The sequence below is a fragment of the Duganella kummerowiae genome (assembly GCF_053572355.1).
On sequence record NZ_JBKFEH010000003.1, the window covers coordinates 48,301 to 73,660 of the forward strand.

Consider the following 25,360-nt stretch of genomic DNA (forward strand, 5'->3'; position numbering starts at 1 on the left):
CTGACGCATGGATGCGCTGATCTACACCGCCATGAGCGGCGCCGAACGGGCCTTGAAATCCCAACAGGTGCACGCCAACAACCTGGCCAACATGGAAACCGGCGGCTTCCGCGCCAGCCTGGAGCTGGCCGCGGCCCAGCCCGTGCCCGGCTACGGCTACGACGACCGCCACATGGCGCAGACCCAGGCCAACGCCGTCAGCACCCGCCAGGGCACGCTCAAGGCCACCGGCCGCGAGCTGGACGTGGCGGTCTCGGGCGACGGCTTCTTTGCCGTCGACGGCCCGACCGGCGAGGCTTACACCCGCGCCGGCAACATCACGCTGTCCAGCGACGGCACGTTGCAGGTGAACGGCTTCCCCATCCTGGGCGAAGGCGGTCCCATCACCGTGCCCGAGTACACCAAGCTCGAAATCGGCACCGATGGCACCATTTCCATCCAGGCTCCGGGCACGGCGCTGATGCAGACCATCGACAAGCTCAAGCTGGTCAAGGCCGAAGCCTCGGAACTGACCAAGAACGAGGCCGGCCTGCTGGTCTCGCGCAGCGGCCAGCAGCTGCCCACCGATCCCACCGTGACTGTCAAGTCCGGGCACCTGGAAGGCAGCAATGTGTCGGCCGTGGAGGAAATGGTGGCGACCATGAGCCTGAACCGCACGTTCGAAATCCAGATGAAGATGTTCAAGGCCAGCGACAGCATGGCCGAGGCGGGCAACCGCCTGGTCGGCGGCTGATCCGCCGTCACCACTACAGGGAGAAATCATGAATCCAGCTATGTGGATCAGCAAGACCGGGGTGCAAGCCCAGGACCAGAAACTGCAGGCCATCGCCAACAACCTGGCCAACGCCAACACGGTGGGCTACAAGCGCGACCGCGTCGTGTTCGAAGACCTGTTCTATTCCATCGAACAGCAGCCCGGCACCCAGCGCGCCGACAACAACACCCTGGCGCCGTCCGGCGTACAGCTGGGTAACGGCGTGCACATGGTCGGCACCCAGAAGGTGTTTACCACCGGCACCCTGCAAACCACCGGCAACTCGCTGGACGTGGCCATCACCGGCAACGGCTTCCTGCAGGTGCGCCGTCCCAACGGCGAAGCGGCCTACACCCGCGCCGGCCAGCTGCAGATCGACGCCAACGGCATCCTGGTGAACGCCCAGGGTCTGCCGCTGGTGCCGCAGATCACGGTGCCCACCAACGCCACCGCCATCACCATAGGCGAGAACGGCATCGTGTCGGCCACTATCCCCGGCAATGCGGCCGCCAGCCAGCTCGGCCAGCTGACCCTGACCAGCTTCATCAACCCGACCGGGCTGCAAGCCCTGGGCGAGAACCTGTTCGCGGAAACCGCCTCCAGCGGCACCCCGACCGAGGGCACCCCGGGCGACGCCCAGCTGGGCAAGATCAAGCAGGGCACCCTGGAAGGCTCGAACGTCCAGGTGGTCGAGGAAATGGTGGACATGATTGCCGCCCAGCGCACCTACGAGATGAACACCAAGGTGCTGTCGGCAGCCGACAACATGCTGCAATACCTGTCCGCGGCGGCCCGCTGATGAAGTCCGCGCCGTCCGTTACCAAGGCCTTGCTGGCTGGCGTGATCGCCAGCCAGCTGGCCGCCTGCGCCAGCATGGCGCCTCCGGCCGTCCGCCCCGGACCGTCCGATGAACCGCCCATCGCACAACGCAGCAACGGGCCGCGCGGCACCTCCGGCGGCGTGTACAGCACCGAGGTCAGCATGTCGCTGACCTCGGACAGCCGCGCCTTCCGCACCGGCGACGTGGTGACCGTGATCCTGCAGGAAACCACCCAGGCCAGCAAGAAGGCCGACACCAGCTTCTCCAAGGATTCCTCGGCCAGCGTGACCCCGCCCAGCGTGCTGGGCAAGACCTTCAACAAGCTCGGCCTGGACACTGCGGCTTCGCGCTCCTTTACCGGCGGCGCCACCAGCACCCAGCAGAACGCCCTGACCGGCGCCATCACCGTGATCGTGCAGGAAGTGCTGCCCAACGGCCTGCTGCGCGTGTCGGGCGAGAAAACCCTGACCCTGAATCAGGGCGAGGAATTCGTGCGCCTGCGCGGCTACCTGCGCGCGGCCGACATCGACGCCGACAACCAGGTGTCCTCGCAGCGCATCGCCAACGCCCGCATCGCCTATTCGGCCCAGGGCACGCTGGCGGAAAGCCAGCAGGCCGGCTGGCTGACGCGTTTCTTCAACGGCCCGCTGATGCCGTTCTAAGCAGAAGTCCAAGGTGAGTGCGATGACGCTGTTCCGCAAATTTTCCAGCTGGCTGGCCCTGCCCCTGATGGTGGTCACGGCCGCCCTGCCGCTGCAATCGCAGGCGGCCCAGGTGCTGCGCAACCTGGTGGCCGTCGAAGGCCTGCGCGACAACCCGCTGGTGGGCTACGGCCTGGTGGTGGGCCTGAACGGCAGCGGCGACTCGACCCAGGTCAAGTTCGCCAGCCAGTCCGTGATCAACATGCTCAAGCAGTTCGGCGTCAAGGTACCGGACGGCACCGACGCCAAGAGCAAGAACGTGGCCACCGTGATGGTCAGCGCCGTGTTCCCGCCCGGCTACCGCAAGGGCCAGACCATCGACGTGGTGGTGTCCTCGCTGGGCGACGCCAAGAGCCTGCGCGGCGGCGCCCTGCTGCTGACCCCGCTGCGCGCGGCCGACGGCGAAACCTACGCCCTGGCCCAGGGCAACGTGGTGGTGGGCGGCTTCTCGGCCTCCGGCAAGAGCGGCTCCTCGGTCACGGTCAACACCCCGACCTCCGGCCGCATCCCGTCCGGCGCCGCCATCGAGCGCGAGATCGGCACCGATTTCGCCACCAAGCCCACGGTGCGCCTGTCGCTGCGCCATCCGCACTTCCAGACCGCCACCAACATCGTCGACTCCATCAACAAGACCTTTGGCGGCGACATCGCCAGCACCAGCGACGCCACCAGCGTGGACGTGGTGGCCCCGGCCAACCCAACCCAGCGCGTGGCCTTCATGGCCAAACTGGAATCGCTGAGCATCGACGTCGGCGACGATTCGCCCAAGGTGGTGTTCAATTCCCGCACCGGCACCGTGGTGATCGCCGATGGCCTGCGGGTGCGCGCGGCCGCCGTCACCCACGGCTCGCTCAAGGTGGTGATATCGGAAAGCACCAAGGTCAGCCAGCCCAACGCCCTGGCCGGCGGCCAGACCGTGGCAACGCCGCAGTCGCAGGTGAGCGTGGACCAGGGCTCGGGCCAGATGTTCAACTGGCCGGCCGGCGCCAAGCTGCAGACCATCATCGACGTGGTCAACAGCCTGGGCGCCAGTCCGGACGATATCATGGCAATATTGCAGGCATTGGACCAGGCCGGCGCCATCGAGGGCGAGCTGGTCGTCATCTGATGGGCATAGACAAGGATAGCCATGGAAACCACGCCCTTTGATCCGAGCAAGCTGCGCCTGGGCGTGGCAGGGCAGCTCAGCGAGACCCACGTCGCCCCGGCCCAGGCCGCCGGCGACGATGGCTACGACCCGGCCTACCGGGCCAAGGCCACCGAGGCCGCCGTCAAGTTCGAAAGCTTCTTCATCGGCCACATGCTGCACCAGATGCGCTCCGGCACGCGCGAACTGGCCGGCGACGACAGCCCCTACAAGGACAAGGTCAACGAAGACATGCTGGACCTGGCCGACAACATGGTGGCCGACAAGATGGCCGGCCAGCGCGCCTTCGGCATAGCCGACGCCATCCTGCGCCAGCTGCTGCCGCCCACCAGGGGCGCTGGCGGCGTCAACACTGCCATCAGCGCCGACCGCGTGGCCGCGCCCCAGGCTGCCGCTAGTGCCGTAAAGCAAAATTCTACGGAATAGCTTAATTTGCCCCCGCCAGCGGTCGCCCTACTCAGATAACGGACCAGTGGCTTACCGCGACTGGTCCTTCCGGCCTCACCCAGGAAGAACCATCAATGACCATTTCGTACAACGCGCTGAGCGGCGCGATCGCAGCCCAGGCGGCCCTGAACACGACCAGCCAGAACATTGCGAACGCGCAGACCGCAGGCTACACCCGCCAGGGCGTACTGCTGGCCTCGATTGCCCCCGGCGTAGCCAGCAAATCGGCCGGCAGCGGAGTCCAGGTCACCTCCCTGATCCGCTTTTCCGACGCCTATAAATCGCAGCAGATGTGGCGCTCGAATTCCGAGCTGGGCCGGCACACCCAGGTCCAGCCCTACCTGACCCAGCTGGAACGCGTGATGAGCGACGACACTTCCAGCCTCAGCGCCGGCATCGACCGTTTCTTCACCGCCCTGAACGCGGCCGCCGTCGATCCCACCTCGACCCCGCTGCGCCAGCAGGTGATCACGGCCGCCGACTCCATGTCGCAGCAATTCAATTCGATCTACAACGTCACCGCCAACCAGCTGATCTCGGTCGAGCAGCAGCGCAGCGCCATCCTGCCCCAGCTCAATGAGTCGCTGGCCGGCATTGCGGCCCTGAACCAGCGCATCGTCGCGGCCACCGGCAGCGGCACCAATGCCTCCGGACTGATCGACCAGCGCGACCAGCTGATCGACAGCGTGTCCTCGCAAGTGGCGGTCGAGGTCAACATCGACGGCAATGGTTCGGCCAGCGTATCGCTGAAAAGCGGCCAGCCGCTGGTGGTGGACAACCTGTCATCCAAGCTCAGCATGGACACTACGGCTGGCACCACGGTGCTCAACGCCACCTTCGCCAACACCACGTTCAGGCTGGACGACACCAAGGTGGGCGGCCAGCTGGGCGGCCTGAGCGACTTCAAGGCCAATACCCTGATCCCGCTGCAGCAATCCATCGCCGACCTGGCCCAGCAGCTGTCCACCAAGGTCAACGACCAGCTGGCGGCCGGCTACACGAGCGCCGGCGCGGCCGGTGGTCCGCTGCTGGAATTCAACCCCGCCAGCGCCACCGGCCTGCTCAAGATCACTACCGGCATCACCTCGGCCGACCTGGCTTTCTCGGGCGACGGCACCCCGGGCGACAGCGCCAACCTGCAGAAGCTGATCGCCATCAAGGGCCAGAACGTCAGCCTGTCCACGATCGGCACGGTGCTGCTGGGCGACGCCGACACCCAGCTGGTCGGCAAGCTGGGCATCGACAGCCAGCAAAACCAGGCCCTGCTGAACACCGCCACCACGGTGCGCCAGCAGGCCGAGGACGACTGGAAATCGACCAGCGCCGTGAATTCGGATGAGGAAGCCATCAACCTGGTGGAGTACCAGAAGATGTACCAGGCCAACATGAAGGTGATTTCGGTGGCCAATACCCTGTTCGAGTCCACCATGTCCATGTTCAGCTAAGGAGAGCCTGATGCGCATCGCCACCAGCCAGTACCAGGCCACCATGAACCGCGGCCTGAATTTCAACCAGGACCACATCTCCAAGATCAACGAGCAGATGGCGTCCGGCAACAAGATCCAGCTGCCGTCCGACGATCCTGTCACCAACGTGCGCCTGTCGCGCCTGACGCGCGAGCAGGCCATCGTGACCCAGTACCGCAACAATATTTCGTCGACCCAGATCCGGCTGCAAAAGAACGAAACCTATCTGACCAGCGTCAGCAACGATATCGTCTCCGTCAAGGACTTGCTGGTGTGGGCCTCGGATGGCTCCAACGCGTCCGACGACCTGGGTTCCATGGTCAATTCGCTGACCGCCCTGCGCGACAGCATGCTGTACAGTGCCAACGAGAAAGACCAGGAAGGCCGCTACATCTTCAGCGGTACCCTGACCGACACGCCGGCCATTAGCTACGACGAAACGGCGCCGGTGGGTTCGCGCTACAGCTACACCGGCAACACCAGCAAACAGCAGGTGGTGGTCGGCAATGGCATCACCCAGGCCGCCAATGTGGACGTGTCCGGCATGGAAACCTTCCTCAACCAGATCGATACCGCCATCGAACAGCTGGGCCGCCCCGGCGTGGTGGCCGGCGACGCCGACCTGGTGGCTGCCCTGAAAGCGGCCATGGACGGCGCCGACAGCACCCTCAACATGGTGTCCGGCAAGATCGCCGAGTTCGGCGGCGCCCAGAACATCCTCAGCACGCTGGACGGCAACCACGCCAACGTCAGCCTGTCCAATGAGACGGCCATGAACGACCTGGGCCAGCTGGACTACGGCCTGGCGGCCACCGAGCTGAACGGGTACACCCTGGCGCTGCAGGCGTCGTACAAGGCGTATGCCAAGGTCAGCGATTTGTCGCTGTTCAGCGTAATCTAAGACCCAGTCCGCATCATGCAGATCTCGTCCACCTCCAATCCCACGACGGTCCTGCCGGGCGCCACCGGCACTGCCGAGGCGGCCGCAGCGGCCACCGTCGGGCTGAATGGCGAGAAGGCCGTCACCAAGACCCCGGTAGAGCACACCCCCAGCTCGGCCGCGCCGCTGCGCCGCAACACCAGCAGTTGGGAGCAGCCGGCCCAGGACGACATCTCCAATGCCCAGCAGGCGCTGGACTTCCTGGAGCAAAGCGCCGACCAGCTGCGCAGCCTGAAGGCCGACCTGAGCGCCAAGCTGGCCAACCGCCAGCAGCGCGACGGCACCCTGGATGCGCGCGTGCGCCAGTTCAGCAACAGCTGGCGCACCCGCCAGCAAGCGTCCGGCGGCACCCTGGATTCGCAGCTGAGCTACAGCAGCGAGCCGTCCACCCAGCAGTTCAGCATACGCGGCATGACCCTGGCCAACCTGCGCACCGGCGGACGCGAAGTGCTGGCGATATCGGTCGGCAGCAACCAGAACCTGCGCTCGGTGACCATGGAACCGGGCCTCTCCGACAACCAGATCGCGGCCCGCCTGGACGAGGCCCTGGCCCCGGCAGGCGTGCGCGCTTCGCTGGGCGATACGGGCGAACTGGTGTTTTCCACGGAAGAGTCGAACTGGACTTCGGTGCGTGACAGCCTGTCGGTGCAGGGCGGCGGCGTGCGCTTCCCGACCGGGCAGCTGAACCGGGTGCGGGCCGAAGCCCAGGAACCGGCCATCAATCCCGACAACTGGAGCACCCAGGACACGGAATCCATGCGCCAGACCCTGACCCAGGTGGTATCGGCCCTGGCCCAGGTCGAGCGCGCCATTGCCCAGGTCAAGGCGGCCCTGCGCGAAGCCAGCAGCCAAATCGAAGCGGCCGCCGAGGCCAGCGCCACCAGTTCGGACGTGGCCATGACCACGGTCGGCATGGACCAGGTGGCGCAGAACTTCGCCAACACGGCCAAGCAGCCCGGTTATTCTTCGCTGATGGCCCTGACCTCGGCCCTGGCCGGCATCAGCCGCGACCGGGTGGTGTCCCTGCTGGGCCTGCGCTGAGCGCCTTCCGCAGCACCAGCTGCGCCAGCTGCGCGGCCGGCAGCGCCGCCGCGTAATAATAGCCCTGGCCGTAATCGCAGCCGGCGGCCCGCAGCAGCGCGTGCTGTGCCTCGCTTTCCACCCCTTCCGCCACCACTTCCAAGCCCAGCTTGCGGACCATCACGATCAGCGCCTCGCACAGGGCCAGGTCGCCGGTATCGGTGGCCAGGTGCTGGACGAAGCTGTGGTCCAGCTTGAGGTAATCGATCTCGAAATGCCTGAGATGGGACAGCGAAGCGTAGCCGGTGCCGAAATTGTCCAGCGCCACCTGCAGGCCCATGCTGCGCAGCTGCGCCAGGCGCGCCGCCACCGCGCTGCCGGCGTCCAGCAGCAAGCCCTCGGCCACCTCGATCACGATGCTGCGCGGCGCCAGCCCCAGTTCCTGTGCGTAGTCCAGCCAGCCCTGGTACAGGGACAGCTCGCCGCGGAACTGCGCCGGGGCCTGGTTGATGCTGACCTGGAAACCCTCTCCCAGCTCGGCCTGCCAGGCGCGCGCCTGGCGCGCGGCCGCCCGGAACACCCAGTCGCCGATCTCCAGCATCAGGCCGCCGGACTGGGCGAAGGGCAGGAATTCCACCGGCGTCAGGAGGCCGCGCACCGGGTGGCGCCAGCGCAGCAGGGCCTCGGCGCGCTGCACCTTGCCGCTGTCCAGGCTGACGATGGGCTGGTAGTGCAATTCCAGCTGCTGCTGGTCGAGCGCGGCGCGCAAGTCCAGCGCGGCCTGCTGGCGGGCCTGGGCCGCCAGTTGCAAATCCGGCGTGAAATAGCTGTAACGGCCACGGCCTGACTTCTTGGCCGCATACATGGCCTGGTCGGCATGCTCCAGCAGCTGGTCCGGCTCGGCGGCATCGGCCGGGTACAGGGCGATGCCGACACTGGCCGACACCGTGCAGGCCTGCCCGTCCAGCTGGAACGGACGCTGCAGCGCCACCACGATGGCTTGCGCGATGCGCTCGATGGCAGACACATGGTCCAGCCCGGACAGGATGATGGTGAACTCGTCGCCGCCCAGGCGCGCCAGGGTATCCGTGGCGCGCACGCAGGCGGCAATACGGCTGGCGGCCTCGACCAGCAAGGCGTCGCCCTGCTGGTGGCCCAGGGTATCGTTGACCAGCTTGAAGCCGTCCAGGTCGATGAACAGCAGCGCCAGCAGCAGGTCTTCGCGCTGGGCCTTCTTCATTTCCTGGGCCAGCCGGTCCTGGAACATGTGGCGGTTGGGCAGCGCAGTCAGGGTATCGAAATTGGCCTGGTGCCACATCAGCTCGGTGGAGGCGCGCCGCTCAGTGATGTCGGTCACCAGCGCCAGTGCGCCCAGGTAGGCGCCATCGGCGCCGAAGATGGGATTGGTGACCAGGGTGGCCCACAGCTCGCTGCCGTCGCGCCGGATGAACTTGTACTCGCTGCGGTCGCCGCCGCCCTGCTGGCGTTGCGCGATATTACGCTCCAACAGATTGCGGCCTTCGGCATCCATGAAGGACACCAGCGGCTGATCCAGCATGTCCTCGATGGCGTAGCCCAGCATCCGGGCCATTTTGGGGTTCACGAAACTGGTGCGGGCGTGCTGGTCCAGCTCCCAGACGCCCTCCTCGGCCGCATGCACGATGCGGCGGAAGCGCTCCTCGCTGCGTTCCAGCGCGGCCAGCTTGCCCTCGGCCAGCTCCAGCACGATGCGCAGCGACTGCCCGGTGGGATCGACGCTGGCGCGCAGGGTGACGGGAAAGCCTTGGTGGTGGCGGTGGCGTGTCATTTGCAGGTCGCAATGCTCGGGCACGCGGCTGGCGATGGCGGCGCGGATGAAGCGATCAAAGTCGTCCAGGAAGCGCGGCGCGATGAAGGAGCGCAATTGCGCGCGGCCCGGATGGGCGCGCTGCACGCCCAGCAGGTCGGCGCCGACAACGTTCAGTTGCAGGATGGTGGTGTCGAAGCCGAGCACGAAATAGCCGACCGGGGCCAGCAGGTAGATATCGTTGAAATACGCTTGTTCCTGCTGGTGGCGCAGGCGTCCGGCGGCCGGTCCGTCGCCCTCGGCGGGCAAGGCGGCGCCGGCCAGGGTGGCGACCATGGTCTCGTAGGGCTGCAGCTCGGTCTGTTGCGACTGGGCCTGGCGCGCCAGGTCATCCAGGCGCGCCGCGCTGATGGGCTGCCGGCGCGGCGGCTCCCCGGACGATGTCTCGTTCTCCATATCCTCCGCTCTTTCGGCTGTGCAGGCAGGTGCAGACTAGCATTTACGCGGGGGACTGTCGAGGCGCGGCTTGTGGAGGAAACAACGGCCGAGTCAGCGGGTCAGACTAAGGAGTACCCATACATGCAGGCTCCGCCACCCGCAGCGCCGAGATCAGGTTGCGGTCGTCCACCACGAACTGTACCCGCAGCAGACAGGTCGGGAAATAGCCCTGCTGCTTGGTGCAATCGAATTTCTCGCGTTTCGCGCCGCTGACGAAGCACCGGTAGCCCTCGGCCGCCAATTTCTGCTGTCCTGGCCAATATTGCTCACCAACCCGCACTCCCATGGAGGCCAGACGCTCGGGGCTGATCTTCACGGGCGTGCCGCAACCCGCGAGGTAAATGGCCATCGCAGAAGCCATGCTGGCCGCCCGGCTGAATTTCTTCAAAGTCAAAGCGCCCTCCTCATGTCCTCATCCCTCAACGCTGCTGGCCACTATGGTAACGCCGCACCAGCTGCCGCTGGACGCCTTCAAAGCCCAGGCACAGTACCCATAGATGGCCGCAGCTGCCAGGTACCGCGGCAGCGGCCGGAAGCTGGTGGAGATGACTTCCTTGGTGGATAGCATCAGCTCGGTCAGGGTGATTACCGAGGCGCGGCGGCTGCGCGTTTCAGATGACTGTACAGCAGCATGCAAATCCCAGGGGAAGTTGATCACCAGGCGCCCAGACGGCCGCGCCCGCGAAAGTTGTGTCCGGCCACCAACGTGGTGCTGGCCACCAGGCTGCTGAGGCCGATCAGCAGCTGCACCAGCTTATCATCGGGCAGTATCCACAGCGTGCCCTTGGGTTGCTCGACCCGGGCTGCCGCCATGATCAGCGGCGCCACCCAGGACGCTTCCTCGTCCACGTCCAGCAGGATGGCGCCATCGGCGGTCTGCATCACGATATCGCCGCCTTCGGCCAGGGTGAAGCGCACGCCGTAGCCGGTTTCGTTCTTGGCGATGTGGTCCTGCAGGGCCTGGTTATGCTCGGCGATCCACAGTTCGGCGTCGGCCGGGGTCGCGATGCCGGGCCAGGGCACGGGGCGGAAGCGGGGTGGGTCCTTGTCGTCCGTCACGCTCAGCCTTTCCAGGTGCGCTGCAGGCCGGTGTCGGCATGGATCCAGCCGCCGCGCGGTCCGGAACGGTAATAGAAGCCGACCCCGCCCTGGCGGAAACTGCGCACCAGGCCGCCCAGCACCTCGGCGTTCAGGTTGGGGATGCGGATATCGGCCGCCTTGCCCACCATGTGCAGCGACTGGCGCGCGGCGGGCACGCCGGCTTCGCGCAGTTTTTCGTTGGAGGCCGGGGTACGGTAGCCGGACAGGATCTCCAGCGGAGACTCGATGCCGTAGCGCGCCACGAAGGCTTGCGAGCCCCACAGGGTTTCAAACAACTTGGGATCGATGGGGATGGTTTCCTTGCCATTGACGTCACGCAGCAAGTGGCACAGTTCCTGGTAGGCGGAATCGATGATTTCCCCGTCCTTCCAGTACAGAAGCTTGGCCTTTTCGCCGCTTTGCGGACGTATCACGCTGATGGTGCGCGGCTTGAGCCAGAATTCCAGGTCCAGGGCCTGGGCGTCGAAGATGTCCGGCGGCGGCTCCAGCTCGGTGCTGGCGGCGGGGGGCCGCGCTTCAGCCTGGGCCAGCACGGCGGCCGGCTTGGCGGCCTTGGCCGCGTGCACGGCCGGTTTGGCGGCGGTGCTCGGTTGTACGGTACGGGCGGCGCAGCCTATCATGGGCGCGCCCAGGACGCTGGCGGCGGTCAGCCCCAGTCCATGTTGGAGAAATGCTCTGCGGGTTGCCATAGTTAACCTGTTGAATCAATGTGATTACTATAGCGTATAGCAGGGGCGGCGCGTAAGCCCGCACACTATTCGGCCGCCCGGCGCCGGCCTGGATCAGGCGGCCACGGCCTGCCTGGGCGGCGGCGGCACCAGGCTGGCGCGCGGGGTGTCGAGCCAGAAGCCCTGGCCCAGCACCGGCGCGCCGGCCGCCTCGCCCAAGTCGCGCACGGCGTCCACCGCCGCTAGCGTCTCCAGGCGCTTGAACACCACGCGGGCGCCGGTGGCAGCGGCGCGGCGCAGCAGTTCCAGCACGCTGTCCTGGTCGCCGGGGCTGCGGGCGTCAAGCTTGAACACATCCGGACGCACCCGCTCCAGCACCTGCAGCGCCTCGCGCGCATGGGCGGCATGGACGGCGAAGCGGAAGCCGTTGCGGCGGTAATTGTCGGCCACGTAGTTCAGCAGCCAGCCTTGCTGCGGCGTGACCGGCGGCAGTTGCAGCACGATGCGGTGCAGCGGCAATTCCAGCGCATCCAGGATGCGGCGGAAGGCATGGCCGTGGTTGCTGCTGACGGCGCTCAACAGGCGGTCGTGCACGTTGAGGAACAGGTCCGGTCCGGCGTCGGCCTCGGTCTGGCGGAAGAAATTAATCGCGTGCAGCATCCGGCACAGCCGGTCCAGTTCGACGGACTCGTCGTCGCTGGCCGCGTGGTCCAGCAGCTTCCACAGCGACAAGCCCTGGTCGGCCGAGGACACGCTGCGCGCCAGGCCTTCGTAGGCCTGCACCTGGCCATTATCCAGATTGCGGATCGGCTGGAAGGCGCTGCTCATGGTGCAGTTGAAGAAGCGCCCGTGCGCCTTGCCATCGGCATCGAGCCAGATGCTGGACGCGGCGCCGGTGCCGTCGGACAAACGGGCCAGGTATTGTTGCAAGACGGGAAATGACATGGGACTCCTTGGTCGGGACACAGGCAATACCGACAGCCTAGGGCCGCCCGCGCAAAAGGAGAAGGAATGCTTTTGCCCTATCTTATTTGCCCTGCGCATAACGCAAGCGCGGCAGGCGCCCTATATCGATATGCGCAAACATTCCTTCCGTACAGGGAATGGCGGCGCTATCGTCATTGCATGTGCCAATTACTCGCAATGAACAGCAACCAGCCCGCCAGCCTGGGATTCTCGTTTGAGGGATTCGCCGAGCGCGGCAGCGAACACAAGGATGGCTGGGGCATCGCCTTCCACACGGCCGGCGGCTGCCGCCTCTATACCGACCACCTGGCCTCCATCCATTCGCCGCTGGCGCAGCAGATCAAGCAGCAGCCCATCATGGCGCGCAACGTGGTCGCCCACATCCGCAAGGCCACCCAGGGCCGGGTTGCACTGGAAAACAGCCATCCGTTCACGCGTGAGCTGTGGGGCCGGACCTGGTCCTTCGCCCACAACGGCGACCTGAAACTGTTCCATCCCGCGCCCTGCTTGTATGCGCCCTGGGGCGACACCGACAGCGAACGGGCTTTCTGCCACCTGCTGTCGCAGCTGGCGCAGCGCCACGCCCGCCAGCCCGCGCGGCAGGAGCTGGCCGACAGCCTGCGCCAGCTGGCGGCCGGGATCGCGGCGCATGGCACGTTCAATTTCATCCTGTCGAACGGTGAAATGCTGTTCGCCTACTGCAGCACCGACCTGCATTATGTGGTGCGCGAATATCCGTTTTCGGTGGCCAAGCTGATCGATTGCGAGCTGAGCATGGACTTCGCCCGCTGCAACCACCTGGACGACCGCATGGCCGTGATCGCCACGCAGCCGCTGACCTCGAATGAAGCATGGCGCGCCTTCGCGCCGGGGGAATTGAAGCTGTTCGAACGGGGCCGGGAGGTGCGACTGGGCCAACCCGTACCCACCGCCGAACTGCAGTTTGCCTACAGTTAATCGTTATCTCTAAGCGCTATTGCAGTTGCAAAAACGCTTGCGCTTGCCGGGCTCCGCGCAGGCGGCCGCATCCAGCTGTTTCCAATAGAACGTGGTTTCCACGCCATAGGGCGAACGCACCTTGCCCGCATCGACATAGCCGCGCCCGGCAAAGAAGCCGGCCGCGCTGGCCGTGCTGTGCAGTTGCAGCGCCTTGACGCCCCAAGCGAGCGCTTGTTCTTCCATCTTGCCCAACAAGGCCGTGCCCACGCCTTGGCCACGCGCGTCCGGCTGCAGGTAGCACAATGCCAGCTTGCCGGCGCCGGTCAGCAGGGCCACGCCCACGATCTGGCCGTCCAGCAGCGCCACCAGCGAATAATTGGTGGGAGAGCCAAACCAGTTGGCGACCATCTCGGGGGTTTTGTTGCCCAGCCAGGCGTCGAGGATGCGGGGATCGTTGCGGTGGTCCTGCACGCAGCACTCGGCGATGGAGCGGCGCAGGACCGTGCAGGCTGCCGCTGCATCGCTCGCGGCGGCAGGACGGATTTCAAGACTCATGTACGCTCACAAAATGTTTCAGTAGCAAAATGAAGCGTGGCGGCGTCTTCGTTGTGCATGAACGGGACTATACACGAAGCGCAAAAAAGCCGTTGCCGACGCCCCCGACCGTGACAGCCTACGGCCCTGCCGCTCAATTGCCCACGAATGGTTTCAACCATCCTTATGCGGTTTATAGTGAAAACCCCGTGCTTTACATACCTGCTAAGCATATTACAAAAAAGTCGTATCTTTTCGGGCCGAAATTTTACACCATGGATATTTCATCGATCCCAGCACACGAGAGACCCTCATGTCCCAAAAAAATACAATACGCCGCCTGTTCCTCGCCACTTCCGCCGCCTTCCTGGCCCTGCCGCTGCTGGCCAGCGCCGCTGAAACCGTCCTGCTGAACGCTTCCTACGATGTGACGCGCGAGCTGTTCAAGGATATCAACCCGGCTTTTGTTACCGAATGGAAGAAAACCACAGGCGAAACCATTAATATCAACCAGTCGCACGGCGGCTCATCCAAGCAGGCCAGGTCCGTGGCGGATGGCCTGGAAGCAGCCGTGGTCACCATGAACCAAGCCAACGACATCGATATCCTGGTCGATCGCGGCGTGGTGCAGCCGGGATGGGAAAAGAAATTCCCCAACGGCGCGGCGCCCTTCTCCTCGACCCTGATCTACCTGGTGCGCAAGGGCAATCCCAAGCAGATCAAGGGCTGGGACGACCTGGCCAAGCCCGGCGTAAAAGTCATCATCCCCAACCCCAAGACCTCCGGCAATGGCCGCTACAGCTACCTGGCGGCCTGGGGCTCGGTGATCAAGAAGGGCGGCACCGAAGCGCAAGCGCGCGACCTGGTGAGCAAGATCTTCAAGAATGTGCCGACCCTGGACGGCGGCGGCCGCGGCGCCACCACCACCTTCACCCAGCGTGAAATCGGCGACGTGCTGGTGACGTTCGAGAACGAAGTGGCGCTGGTGCGCGCCGAGTTCGGCGACAACTTCGAGGTGGTGTATCCGGCCATCTCCATCCTGGCCGAATCGCCGGTGGCCGTGGTGGACAAGGTGGTCGACAAGCGCAACCTGCGCAAGCAAGCCACGGCTTACCTGAACTTCCTGTGGTCGGAACAGGGCCAGGACATCATTGCCAAGCACTACCTGCGCCCGCGCTCGGCTGCCGCCGCCAAGAAATACGCCGCCAATTTCAAGCCCATCACCCTGTTCACCGTGGACGAGGTGTTTGGCGGCTGGAAAGCGGCCCAGAAGAAGCACTTCGACGATGGCGGCGAGTTCGACAAGATCTACGCCAGCAAATAAGCTTGCATAACGCAAGCCAGCGCCAGGCCCCCTGGCGCCCAGCCCCGGCATCCCCGGGGCTTTTTTCTTCCTACGCACAAAATACCCGCGCACGCAAGTTACACGGCATAGACGAGAATTCACTTTAATGTTATCGTCTAAACTTCGTAAATATTGCTGTGTGGCTATTATTGCCACAACACGGCAATCTGTTCCCTCCCCTCAAGAATACCTGACATGCTGAAGAAAATTGTAGCTGGTTTGTTGACCTCATTGTCGGCGGCCGCCATCGCGGCCGTGCCGCTGGGATCGCAATCCGTGCTGGTGGTGGAAGACGGCGGCAAGGTGCTGCTGGAGAAGAATGCCAATGTGCAAGTGCCGATCGCTTCGCTGACCAAGCTGATGACTGCCATGGTCGTGCTGGACGCCAAACTGGACATGGATGAGCCCATCAACATCGACAAGAGCGATGTGGATACCTTGAAACACAGCGCTTCGCGCGTGCCGGTGGGCGCGGAAATTTCGCGTGGCGACGTGCTGCAGCTGGCGCTGATGTCGTCCGATAACCGCGCGGCCGCGTCGCTGGCGCGGACCTATCCGGGCGGCCCGGCTGCTTTTGCCGCCGCCGTCAGGGCCAAGATCAAGGCCCTGGGCATGACGCAGACCGTGATCGAGGAACCGACCGGTTTGTCGCCGAACAATCGTTCCACCGCAGCCGACCTGGTCAAGATGGCAACCGCCGCAGCGGCCTATCCGGACATCCGCCGCATCACCACCGACACCAAGGACGTGATACGCATCAAGGGCCGCGACGTCGAATACCATAATACCAATCGCCTGGTGGGCGCCAAGGGCTGGGACATTGGCATGTCCAAGACCGGCTACACGGAGGAAGCCGGCCGCTGCCTGATCATGCGCATCAAGTCCGCCGGCAAGAATGCGACCCTGGTGTTACTGAACGCCAAGGCCAACTCGGCGCGCCTGATGGATGCGCTCAACATCCGCCGCTTCATTTCCGGCGGCGAGGACGAACCCAAGGTGATGCGCGCTTCCACCCGCCTGAAAAAAGCCGTCAAGGCCATCAAGCGCAAGCGCCGCAGCTCGTAACATTGTTATCGATCTGAATACAAAATATCCGGGCTGCGCGCCCGGATTTTTTTCGCCCCATCCTCCGCCTCACCCCGCCGCAGCTACGTCTCAGGCCAGAATTTGGCTGGCACATGCCAAGTTCTAGTCTGATTCCAGCAATAAACGCAGTCCGGAAGCCCGCTGCGTGCGTTGCGCTATGCCGTCCAGTAATACTTGTCCCTCCGGCGTCAGCAAGGTGAATTGTGTCTTGGCGCGGGTGATGCCGGTGTAAATCAGCTCACGCGCGAGCACATTGCCGCCGTCGCGCGGCAGCACCAGCACCGTATGGCTGAATTCCGATCCTTGCGATTTATGCACGGTCATGGCAAACGCCGTCTCCACATGGCGCAGTCGCGTTGCCAATACGCTACGCACCTGGCCGCCTTCGGAGAAGTACACGCGCAACGATCCCGGCCGTGCGGGGTCCGGCAAGGTCAGCCCGATATCGCCATTGAACACGCGCAGGCCGTAATCGTTGCGGGCAATCATGATCGGTCTGCCAACATACCACTCTGAGCCACTGCGTACCAGTCCGGCCATGTGCAAGCGCTGTTCGATCACCTCGTTAAGGCCGGCAACGCCCCATTCGCCATTCCGTACGGCGCACAGGATGCGGAAGGCCTCGAACTCTTTTAATACCGACAGTACCCAGCCGTTGTAACCGTCGACGCCGCCCTGATAGCCATTCCGGATGGTCTTCAGATAAGGTTGATATCCGGACAAGGCCAGCTGGATGGCGTCGCCCTGGGTCGCGTGATCGGTCCATGCCACCTCGGCCGAATTGCTCCGCAGCACTTCCAGCACTTCGGCTGCCTGGCCCGCGTTGACGGCCAGAGCCAGCTTGCCTATGGGTCCGCCGAAGCGCCGGCTCTGGCGCAGCATCACGGTCTGCTGGGCGATCGGGCCGCCATGGCCATGGAAACGGGGCGCTACCGCCTCCCCCGTCGCAGCCTGCACGAACGACAATGTTTCCGGCGTGTACAGGCCATCCGCCGCCTGGTGGCACAGATCGCCCAGCACCGCGCCGGCCTCCACGGATGCCAGCTGATCTTTATCTCCAAGCAAGATCAAGCGCGCGTCGGATGGCAGGGCGGCCAGCAGGGCGGCCATCATCTCCAGGTGGATCATTGAGGCCTCGTCAACAATCAAGACGTCGACCTCGAGCGGGCGCCCCGCGTGGTGCTGGAAAGCGCGCGTATCGGGCCGCGCGCCGAGCAGGCTGTGCAGGGTGCCGGCGGCTCCCATGCGGGCCGCCAGGTCGCGCAGGGGCAATGTATCGCCAAGCAAGCTTGCCAGATCGTCCAGTGCGGCATCGATGGATTGCTTGAGGCGGGCCGCCGCTTTGCCGGTAGGTGCGGCCAGGGCCACGCGCAATTCGCCGCGGGCCTCGCCCGCGCTGGCAAACAGCACGGCCAGCAGGCGCGCCACGGTATAGGTCTTGCCGGTGCCGGGACCGCCCGTGATGATGCCCAGCTTGCCGCGCATGGCAATGGCGCAGGCGACTTTCTGCCAGTCCGTGCCGCCATCGCGGGTGGCGTGGGTGAACAGCTGGTCCAGCCAGCGGCGGATGGTGGACGGATCGGCCTGCGCATCGCCACCGGGGGCGGCGCGCGCCCTTACCGCTTGCGCCACCAGTTTTTCGTCGCGCCAGTAGCGCCGCAGGTAGAAGCGTTCGCCGTCGAGCACCAGCGGCTGCTGGAAATCCAGGTCGCCGACCGGCCACACTTGCTCCGCTTCGGCCAGCAGTTTGCGCCAGGCGGCCGGCCTGGCCGGCCAGCTGCCGACGGCGGCCTTGAGCGGTTCCCATTCCTCCGGTCCCCAGCCCAGGAGGCCGGCCGGACCGGCCGCCAGTTCATCGATCGGCAGGCAGCTGTGTCCCTGCCCCTCCAGTTCGGACAGTAGCATGCAGGCGGCCAGCAATTGCGGGGTGCTATGGCCCAGGCTGGCGATGAAGCGGGTGAAGGCGGCGCTCAGGCGGCGCAGCTTGCCCGCCTCGGCCAGCGCATCCAGGTGCGCCAGCAGGGTCTCATGTGTGCTCAAGATGGTCATGTCAGGACTCCTGTCCCAGCAGGCGGTCCAGCCCTTCCAGTAGTTCGGGATGCGGTTCCAGCAGGTAGCAGCCGCGCGTTTGCGCATGGCCTATGCCGCGCAGGAACAGGAACAGGGCGCCACCCAGTTGCGACGCCGGATCGTAATCGTCCCCGAGCCGGCTTTGCAGCAGCCGGTGCAGGGCCAGCATGTACAGCGCGCCCTGGATGTCGTAGCGGTGCTCGGCCATGCCGGCGGCCAGGGCCTGCTGGTGGTAGGCCACGTCGGCGCCGCCCAGGGCATTGGACTTGTAGTCCAGCACCCAGTAGCGGCCCTGGTGCTCGAACACCAGGTCGGTAAAGCCTTTCAGCATGCCGTGCAGCTGGCGCTCGGGCAGCAGCGGACGCGGCGTCCCGTCCAGCAGGTGGACGCGGCACAGGCGGTCCAGCGCGCCGCTGGACAGGCGCTCGCTGGGGAACCAGAATTCCATTTCCGGCAGGCCGCCATCCAGGTCGGCCAGCGCCACGCCCAGCGGCGGCAGCACGGTCTCCGCGATGGCATGCAGCCAGGCGGTGGCGTCCTCGCCACGGTTGGCCCAGCCTGCGCGTTCGATGCGGCGCGCCAGGCGGGCGTCGAAACCGGGATCGCGCACGCAGCCAAAGCCCTCCTGCCCCATCCACTCCAGCTGCTCGTGCAGGAAGTTGCCGGGCACGGAACCGCGCGGGAAGCGGTGCCAGGGCGCGTCCCCGGTGCGCTGGGCCGGGGCAGCCAGTGCGCCGGCGCCCTGTTCCAGCAGCTTCTCCTCCAGCGCGTGGCGCGGCACCGGCACGGGCTGGGCGCCCACGGCGCTGCTGCGCCGCGCCAGCGATGTGAAGCTGCCGACCGACCAGTCGCGCTCGAAGCGGCCCTGGTAGGGACGGGTGGGCAGCAGCTCGGGCTGCTCGTCCTGGCGGGTCAGCATGGTGACGGTGTCCGCCTCTTCCAGCAGTCGCGCCGCGATGGTGTCGCAACCGCCGCGCACCCGTTCCCAGTGCTCCAGCAGCTGTTCGCCATCCAGCGCTGCGTCCGGCGATCCGCCACTGAGCAGGTAGCCGAGCGCGGAATCGGACAGCCCCTTGCCGGCCACGCCCAGCCACAGCAAGTGGCGCGGCCGGGTCAGCGCCACGTACAGCAAACGCAGGTCTTCGGCCAGGCGCGCTTCCTCGGCCGCCGCCTGGGCCTCGGCCGAGCCGAAGGGGTCGATCCGGCGTTCACCGTCCTGGCCGGCATACTCCATGAAGCCGCCCGGCTTGACCTTGCGCGCCGTGGCCGCATACGGCAGGTATACCAGCGGGTATTCCAGGCCCTTGGACTTGTGCACGGTGATGACTTTCACCAGCTCGGCGTCGCTTTCCAGGCGCAGCACCCGCTCGTCGCCCTGCTCGCTGCCGTCTTCCATCTGCTCGGCCAGCCAGCGTATCAGGGCCTGTTCGCCGTCCAGCTGGCGGCTGGCCGTTTGCAGCAGTTCCGCCAGGTGCAGCAAATTGGTCAGGCTGCGTTCGCCGCCCGGCTGGCCCAGCAGCATGGACGGCAAGCCCAGTTCGTGGATGAAGCGGCGCAGCATGGCCAGCACGCCCTGGCGCTGCCACACGATGTGCAGCTCCTTGAGCTGTTCCACGCGCTGCTCCCACGCCAGCTCGTCCTGCGCCAGGCGCGCCAGTTCGGCCAGCGGCAGCTGCGCCGTGCGGGTGGCGAAGGCGGCGCGCGCCAGTTCGCCGTCCAGCGGATTGGCCAGGGCGGCCAGCCAGCGCAGCAGGTCGCGCGCCTCGTCGCTGTCCAGCACCGAGTTCTTGTCCGACAGGTAGACGCTCTGCACCCGGCGCTGCGCCAGCGCGCGGCGGATGAAACGGGCCTCGGTGCGGCCGCGCACCAGCACCGCGATATCGGCCGGCTGCAGCCGGCGGAAGCCGTCCGGGCCCTCGAAGCCGGCGCGCTCGTCGTTCAGCAGGCGCACGATGTGCTCCGCGCAGTGGTGGGCAAAATAGGCGCGCAGCTCGTCGGCCTTCATGTCGGCCACGCTGCAGCCCACGGTCAGGGCCTGCAGCGGACCGTCCACCCCGACCAGCTTTTCCTTGCGGCCGGCGGCGCCGACGGCGTCGAACGGCAGCCGGTCGCTGTCCGCAGTGCGGAAGCGGAACGCGCCCCTGGCGCAGCCCGGCCCCTCGGCATGCAGGAAGACGCGGTTGACGGCCTCCACCAGCGCCGCCGTCGAGCGGTAGTTGGTGCCCAGCTTGTAGTGGCGGCCCTCGGTGGCGGCGCGCGCGCGCAGATAGCTGTGGATGTCGGCGCCACGGAAGCCGTAGATCGACTGTTTAGGATCGCCGATCAGGAACAGGCCCAGCTCCGGATTGTTGTCCTGTGTGCGGTACAGTAGGTCGAAGATCTGGTACTGCTCGGGCGAGGTATCCTGGAATTCATCCACCATGGCCACCGGAAACTGTTCCGTGATGCGCTTGCGCAGGGCCTCGCCGTTCTCGCCCAGCAGCACGCCGCGCAGGCGTTCCAGCATGTCGGCAAAGCCGTATTCGCGGCTGCGCCGCTTCAATTCCTCCATGCGTCGCGCGATGGCGCCGGCGGCGTGGTAGTGCAGCGCATGCGCCAGCGGCGCAAGCTTGCCCAGGGCCTCGAACAGCGGCTCGACCTCCCCGAAAACGGCCGGCAGCGCCGGCGTGTAGCCCTTGTTGCAGCAATCGGACAGCCCGGCAGGCGTCAGCTTGCGCCACTCGGCGGGCTTGAGGCCAGTGTCCACCTGCGATGGGCGCATGGCCCATTCATTCAGGCGCTGCAGCCATTTGTCCAGCGAGGCCGGTTTCAGCCTGGTGCCGCTGAAGCCCTTGGGGTGGGCCTCGCGTTCGGCCGCGAACCAGTCGGCCATGCACTGCAGCCGTTCGCGCCAGCCCTGCTTGAGCAGCGCCAGCTGTGCTTCCAGCGCGCCCTGCTCGCGCGCGATCAGGGCGCCCAGCGGCTCCTGCGCAACGCCGGGCAGCAAATGCTTGCGCTGGACCAGCTCGCGCACCCCGGCCTTGAGCTGGCCGACGTCGGCCCAGCATTCCTGCAGCAGTTCCAGCGCGCGCGGATTGAGTGGATAGACTTGCTGGCGCCAGTAATCGTGGGCCGCATCCTCGAACAGCCGGCGCTCATCCGTGACCAGGGTTTCGTCGAACAGGCTGCCGCTGTCGAAGGCGTGCTCGCGCAGCATGCGCTGGCACCAGGCGTCGATGGTGAAAATGGCCGCTTCATCCATGGTCTCGGCGGCCAGCACCAGGCGGTAGGCGGCCCGCTGGCGCGCCGTGTCGTCCGGATAGGCGGCCAGCAGCGCATCGAGGTAATCGTCCGCCCTGGCCGGCTGGCCACGGAAATAGGCGGCCGCCTCCAGCAGCCGTTCGCGTATGCGGTTCGACAATTCCTTGGTGGCGGCGCGGGTGAAGGTCATCACCAGGATATCGGCCGGCAGCAGCGGGCGCGGGAAGGCCTGTTCGCCGCCGTGTCCCAGCACCAGCCGCAGGTACAGGGCGGCGATGGTCCAGGTCTTGCCAGTGCCGGCGCTCGCTTCGATCAGGCGCGTACCGTGCAGCGGGAAGCTGCGTGCGTCGAGCTGCTGGCTCATTGCCCACCCTCCTCTTGCGCCGCTGCGGGCCCGATGGGAAATACCTGCACGTGCCGCTCCAGCCAGGCCGCCAGCGGTCCGTACAATTGCTCCGCATAGCGTGGCCAGTCCGGCTCGGCCGCCAGCGCCGCATAGTCGGGCCACAGGCGCGCCAGGCTGACGTCGTCCACTTCGCCGCCCATCACATGGCTGCCATCGTACACGCCGCGTGCGTCGCCCTTGCGCAGCAGCGCCAGCGCGGTGCGGCAGGCCACCGGCAGCGGACGGTCCATGCCCTCGCGCCACAGCGCGGCCAGGCTGGCCAGCGTGGCGCGGGCTTCGGCGCCGTCCAGCGGCGCCATGGCCAGGCGGGCGTCGCGCGCCACCAGGTGGCCGCTCACGGCCTTGCCGGCGGCGGCGGCGGCCAGCTGGCGCAGCCACATGGGCAGCAGCTTTTCGCCGCGCAGCTGACCCTTCTTTTCCAGCACCTTGGACGACATCTGCATCAGCCACACGGTCTCGCTGCCGTTGGCGCGCAGCCGGTCCAGCCAATCGTCCAGCCGCACGCCATCCAGGTCCAGCGAGACCGGCAGCTTGGACGCCTCGTGCGGGTATTGGTGGAACAGCCGCACCCAGTCCTCGCGCACGGGCGCCAGCGCATCGACCAGCTGCTGCTGCAGCTGGCGTCCCACCAGGCCGATGGGCAGCAGCCCTTGCCGCACCAGCTGCTGGGCGCGCGCCTCCAGCCTGGTGCGCACCTCATCCAGCGGCTCCGGCCGGCCATCGTCGGCCAGCATGGCGTCTTCCACGCCGTAGCGTTCCAGGCCGTTCAATGAGAACGGTTCTTCGTCCTCGCCCACCTGGGCGCTGTCCTGGAACACCACGCCCAGGCGCTGGCGGAAGAAGTATTTGGCGGGCTGGCGCAGGAACTGCTGCAGGGTGGCCAGGCGCAGCGTGACGGCGCCATCGGACTCGAACGGCGGCAGTCCGGCGGCCGCCGCGCCGGCGGCGCCATCGTCCTGGGCGTAGGCGGCCCGCCATTCACCGGCGTAGGTCAGCAGGCCGCCGGCCTCGAAATAGCGGCGGCTGAACGGCTGCAGTGCGTGCTCGGTGGTGCGCAGTCCCAGGTCCAGGTCCCAGCCGGCCTTGAGGTAGTCGCGCAGCTGCGACACCAGCACCGACGGCGGCTGCTCGCTGTTGTCGCGCACGTTGCGGCCGACCCAGCTGATATACAGCTTGTCGCGCGCCGCCAGCACGGCTTCCAGCATCAGGTAGCGGTCGTCGTCGCGGCGCGAGCGGTCGCCCGGGCGTGCCATGCCGGGCAGCGCCAGCAGGTCGAAATCGGCCTTGCGGGCGCGGCGCGGGAAGTCGCCGTCGTTCATGCCCAGCAGGCAGACCACGCGGAATGGCACCGCGCGCATCGGCATCAGGGTGCAGAAGGTGACGCCGCCGGACACGAACTGGTGGTCCAGGGTCGCTTCTTCCAGGCCGCCCAGCCAGGCTTCGCGCAGCACGCCCAGCGGCACGCTTTCATCGAAACCGGCGTTGTCGCAAGTCTCCAGCCAGCGGTTCAGGGCGTCGTGCAGCTGGGCCAGCATCAGGCGGTCGCCCTCCTCGCCGCCGTCGAAGAAGGCATCCAGCAGGGCGCGCGCCTGCTGGCCCCAGGCGGCCGGGGTGCGCGCCTGCGACAGCGCCGCACGCCAGTGCAGCAGGCCGTCCACCAGCTGCGCCAGCGATCCGGCCAGGGCCGCATCCAGGCCGCCCACTTCGCTGTACGGTTCGATGTCCTGGTAGCTCTCGCCGGCGCCGCTGGCATAACCGAGCAGCATGCGCCGCACGCCGAAGATCCAGGCGTTCTGCTCTCCCGCCGGAGCCAGGCCCAGGCCGGCGCGGTGTTCGCGGTCCAGCCCCCAGCGCACGCCCGCGCCTTCGATCCAGCGCCCCAGCGTGGGCATGTCGTCTTCCGACAGGCCGAAGCGGCGCGCCAGGGCCGGCACGTCCAGCAGGTCGCGCACCTCGCTCTGGCGGCAGCGCTGCTGCGGCAGGCGCAGCAGCCATTCCAGCGCCACCAGCAGCGGGTTGACGCTGCGGTCGTTGACGTCGCCGATCTCGAACGGGATATAACGCGGGTCGCTGCGCTTGTGCTGGGCGAACACGGCATGGATGGCGGCGCTGAAGAGGTCGATGTCGGGCACCATCACCACCACGTCGCGCGGCGTCAGCGGATGGCCGGACTGTTCGCCCTCGGCAAACATGGCCAGCAGCTGGTCGTGCAGGATTTCCACCTCGCGCTGCACGCTGTGGGCGACATGGAATTCGATCGAGCGGTCCTGGTCCGGCGGCGGCGCGTGCGGATGGTCGGACAGCGGCAGCAGGTCGCGCACGGCGGCCTGCACCTGGGCCAGCAGGGTCTCGCCGGCATCCTCGCTGAACAGGTCCACGCGCGGCGCGGCCAGGCCAGCGCCGCCCGCCTCGCCACCCTGGCTGGCGGCGTCGAATTCGTCGAGCATGCGCACGAAGTCGCGCCCCTGGCGGCCCCAGCTTGCCAGCAGCGGATGGCTGTGGACGTGCAGTTCTTCCAGCGGGATGGCGCCCAGCTCACGCCCCTCGCGCAGCTGCTGGCGGCGGTGCGCTGAACGCAGCAGTTCGCGCCCTTCGATGATGTCGCCCCAGTAGTAGCGGCAGGGATTGGGCACGGCCAGCAGCACCTGGGTGTAGCGCGCCAGCGAGGCCAGCGCCTGCAAGGTCTGGTACGGCAGCGCCGAGACCCCGAACAGCACGATGCGGCGCGGCAGCCTCCCGGCCGGTTCATCGCCGCGCCCGGCGGCGCGCACGAAGGCGGTGTGCACGCTGGCGCGGCCCAGTTCGCGCTCCTCGGGCGCCACGCTGGCCATCACGGCGCGCCACAGGGCCGCCTGCCAGCACTGGTCGCCGGCCAGCGGGCGCAATTCGCCCTGGGCCGTGCGCAGCTGGTCGCGGCCATGGGCCCAGTCGTCCAGCCAGTCGGCGCGGTAGACCTGGTACTGGTCGTACAGGTCGGCCAGGCGCTCGGCCAGCTGCATGCGGCGCTCGGCGTCGCCGTCGCCCAGGAAATGGCGCAACGGCGCGAACACCGGGTCGGACAGCAGCTCTGGCAGCAGCCGCATCAGGCGCCAGGTCAGCGGCCCCTTGTCGAAGGCGGAGATGGGCGGCACCCGCTCGCGGCCCAGCATGCCGCGGTAGGTCTCCCACAGGAAGCGCGCCGGCAGCGCCACGCGGGTGGCGGCGCACACGCGCAATTCCCCGGCCAGGGCGATCTTCAGCCATTCGGCCACGCCGTTGGACTGCACCAGGAAGATGTCCGGTTCCAGCGGACCCAGGGGATTGTTGCGCAGCCACTGGAACACGGCGGCGCGCAGCAGTTCCATCTGGTTGCCGTGCAGGATCAACAAGCCGGGGGTGACACTGGATTGCATGGGTCTCCAAGGGGGATGGGATGTGACGGCATTA

At 66.8% G+C, this 25,360-nt stretch carries 20 protein-coding genes; 11 read left to right on the plus strand and 9 right to left on the minus strand.

Annotation, left to right across the window (positions count from 1 at the left end; genetic code table 11):
• Window positions 1-7 precede the first annotated feature (7 nt).
• From flgF to ACLB1G_RS03145, 8 genes are all read left to right on the plus strand, one after another.
• Window positions 8-733: a flagellar basal-body rod protein FlgF gene (flgF, locus tag ACLB1G_RS03110; RefSeq protein ID WP_491625719.1), complete on the plus strand. Its 726-nt coding sequence runs from the start codon at window positions 8-10 to the stop codon at window positions 731-733.
• Between the two features lie 28 nt (window positions 734-761).
• Window positions 762-1,553 (plus strand): flagellar basal-body rod protein FlgG, encoded by a 792-nt coding sequence (flgG, locus tag ACLB1G_RS03115; protein ID WP_491625720.1) that lies wholly within the window; start codon window positions 762-764, stop codon window positions 1,551-1,553.
• Complete coding sequence (flgH, locus tag ACLB1G_RS03120) at window positions 1,553-2,236, plus strand: flagellar basal body L-ring protein FlgH (protein WP_491625721.1); 684 nt, start codon at window positions 1,553-1,555, stop codon at window positions 2,234-2,236. Before flgG ends, flgH begins: the two co-directional genes overlap by 1 nt.
• Window positions 2,237-2,258: 22 nt before the next feature.
• Window positions 2,259-3,383, plus strand: a complete 1,125-nt coding sequence (locus tag ACLB1G_RS03125) for a flagellar basal body P-ring protein FlgI (protein WP_491625722.1) — start codon at window positions 2,259-2,261, stop codon at window positions 3,381-3,383.
• A 21-nt stretch (window positions 3,384-3,404) separates the two neighbouring features.
• A complete protein-coding gene (locus ACLB1G_RS03130) occupies window positions 3,405-3,848 on the plus strand; it encodes a rod-binding protein (protein ID WP_491625723.1) in 444 nt (147 codons plus the stop codon).
• Window positions 3,849-3,943: 95 nt separating this feature from the next.
• The gene (gene flgK / locus ACLB1G_RS03135) at window positions 3,944-5,314 is read left to right on the plus strand and encodes a flagellar hook-associated protein FlgK (RefSeq protein ID WP_491625724.1); all 1,371 of its coding nucleotides are present in this window, start codon (window positions 3,944-3,946) and stop codon (window positions 5,312-5,314) included.
• Window positions 5,315-5,324: 10 nt separating this feature from the next.
• Window positions 5,325-6,236, plus strand: coding sequence for a flagellar hook-associated protein FlgL (gene flgL / locus ACLB1G_RS03140; protein WP_491625725.1), 912 nt, complete (start codon window positions 5,325-5,327; stop codon window positions 6,234-6,236).
• 15 nt (window positions 6,237-6,251) lie between these two features.
• Window positions 6,252-7,316 carry a hypothetical protein gene (locus tag ACLB1G_RS03145; protein ID WP_491625726.1) on the plus strand — a complete coding sequence of 355 codons (1,065 nt, stop codon included), beginning with the start codon at window positions 6,252-6,254 and terminating at the stop codon, window positions 7,314-7,316.
• Here ACLB1G_RS03145 and ACLB1G_RS03150 read toward each other — a convergent pair.
• The 5 genes from ACLB1G_RS03150 to ACLB1G_RS03170 form a co-directional block, all read right to left on the minus strand.
• On the minus strand, window positions 7,276-9,537 hold the full coding sequence (locus tag ACLB1G_RS03150; RefSeq protein WP_491625727.1) for a putative bifunctional diguanylate cyclase/phosphodiesterase: 2,262 nt from the start codon (window positions 9,535-9,537) through the stop codon (window positions 7,276-7,278). The two genes, ACLB1G_RS03145 and ACLB1G_RS03150, sit on opposite strands and share 41 nt — an antisense overlap.
• Window positions 9,538-9,643: 106 nt before the next feature.
• Window positions 9,644-9,973 carry a hypothetical protein gene (locus ACLB1G_RS03155; RefSeq protein WP_491625728.1) on the minus strand — a complete coding sequence of 110 codons (330 nt, stop codon included), beginning with the start codon at window positions 9,971-9,973 and terminating at the stop codon, window positions 9,644-9,646.
• A 260-nt stretch (window positions 9,974-10,233) separates the two neighbouring features.
• On the minus strand, window positions 10,234-10,638 hold the full coding sequence (locus ACLB1G_RS03160) for a hypothetical protein (protein ID WP_491625729.1): 405 nt from the start codon (window positions 10,636-10,638) through the stop codon (window positions 10,234-10,236).
• 2 nt (window positions 10,639-10,640) lie between these two features.
• Complete coding sequence (locus ACLB1G_RS03165) at window positions 10,641-11,369, minus strand: YcbK family protein (protein ID WP_491625730.1); 729 nt, start codon at window positions 11,367-11,369, stop codon at window positions 10,641-10,643.
• 93 nt (window positions 11,370-11,462) lie between these two features.
• The gene (locus ACLB1G_RS03170; protein ID WP_491625731.1) at window positions 11,463-12,293 is read right to left on the minus strand and encodes an EAL domain-containing protein; all 831 of its coding nucleotides are present in this window, start codon (window positions 12,291-12,293) and stop codon (window positions 11,463-11,465) included.
• 198 nt (window positions 12,294-12,491) lie between these two features.
• On the opposite strand from ACLB1G_RS03170, the gene ACLB1G_RS03175 reads away from it, so the two are divergent.
• The gene (locus ACLB1G_RS03175; RefSeq protein WP_491625732.1) at window positions 12,492-13,271 is read left to right on the plus strand and encodes a class II glutamine amidotransferase; all 780 of its coding nucleotides are present in this window, start codon (window positions 12,492-12,494) and stop codon (window positions 13,269-13,271) included.
• Between the two features lie 9 nt (window positions 13,272-13,280).
• On the opposite strand, the gene ACLB1G_RS03180 is transcribed toward ACLB1G_RS03175, so the two are convergent.
• A complete protein-coding gene (locus tag ACLB1G_RS03180; RefSeq protein ID WP_491625733.1) occupies window positions 13,281-13,808 on the minus strand; it encodes a GNAT family N-acetyltransferase in 528 nt (175 codons plus the stop codon).
• Between the two features lie 292 nt (window positions 13,809-14,100).
• On the opposite strand from ACLB1G_RS03180, the gene ACLB1G_RS03185 reads away from it, so the two are divergent.
• On the plus strand, window positions 14,101-15,111 hold the full coding sequence (locus tag ACLB1G_RS03185) for a sulfate ABC transporter substrate-binding protein (protein WP_491625734.1): 1,011 nt from the start codon (window positions 14,101-14,103) through the stop codon (window positions 15,109-15,111).
• Window positions 15,112-15,327: 216 nt separating this feature from the next.
• Window positions 15,328-16,197, plus strand: coding sequence for a serine hydrolase (locus ACLB1G_RS03190; protein ID WP_491625735.1), 870 nt, complete (start codon window positions 15,328-15,330; stop codon window positions 16,195-16,197).
• Window positions 16,198-16,320: 123 nt separating this feature from the next.
• Here the strand turns inward: ACLB1G_RS03190 and recD are convergent, their stop codons facing one another.
• Genes recD through recC form a run of 3 tightly spaced genes read right to left on the minus strand, consistent with a single transcriptional unit; the run spans window position 16,321 to window position 25,326 of the window.
• Complete coding sequence (gene recD / locus ACLB1G_RS03195; protein WP_491625736.1) at window positions 16,321-18,267, minus strand: exodeoxyribonuclease V subunit alpha; 1,947 nt, start codon at window positions 18,265-18,267, stop codon at window positions 16,321-16,323.
• Between the two features lies 1 nt (window position 18,268).
• Window positions 18,269-21,892, minus strand: a complete 3,624-nt coding sequence (gene recB / locus ACLB1G_RS03200) for an exodeoxyribonuclease V subunit beta (protein WP_491625737.1) — start codon at window positions 21,890-21,892, stop codon at window positions 18,269-18,271.
• A complete protein-coding gene (gene recC, locus ACLB1G_RS03205) occupies window positions 21,889-25,326 on the minus strand; it encodes an exodeoxyribonuclease V subunit gamma (RefSeq protein WP_491625738.1) in 3,438 nt (1,145 codons plus the stop codon). The genes recB and recC overlap by 4 nt, the downstream gene beginning before the upstream one ends.
• Window positions 25,327-25,360 lie beyond the last annotated feature (34 nt).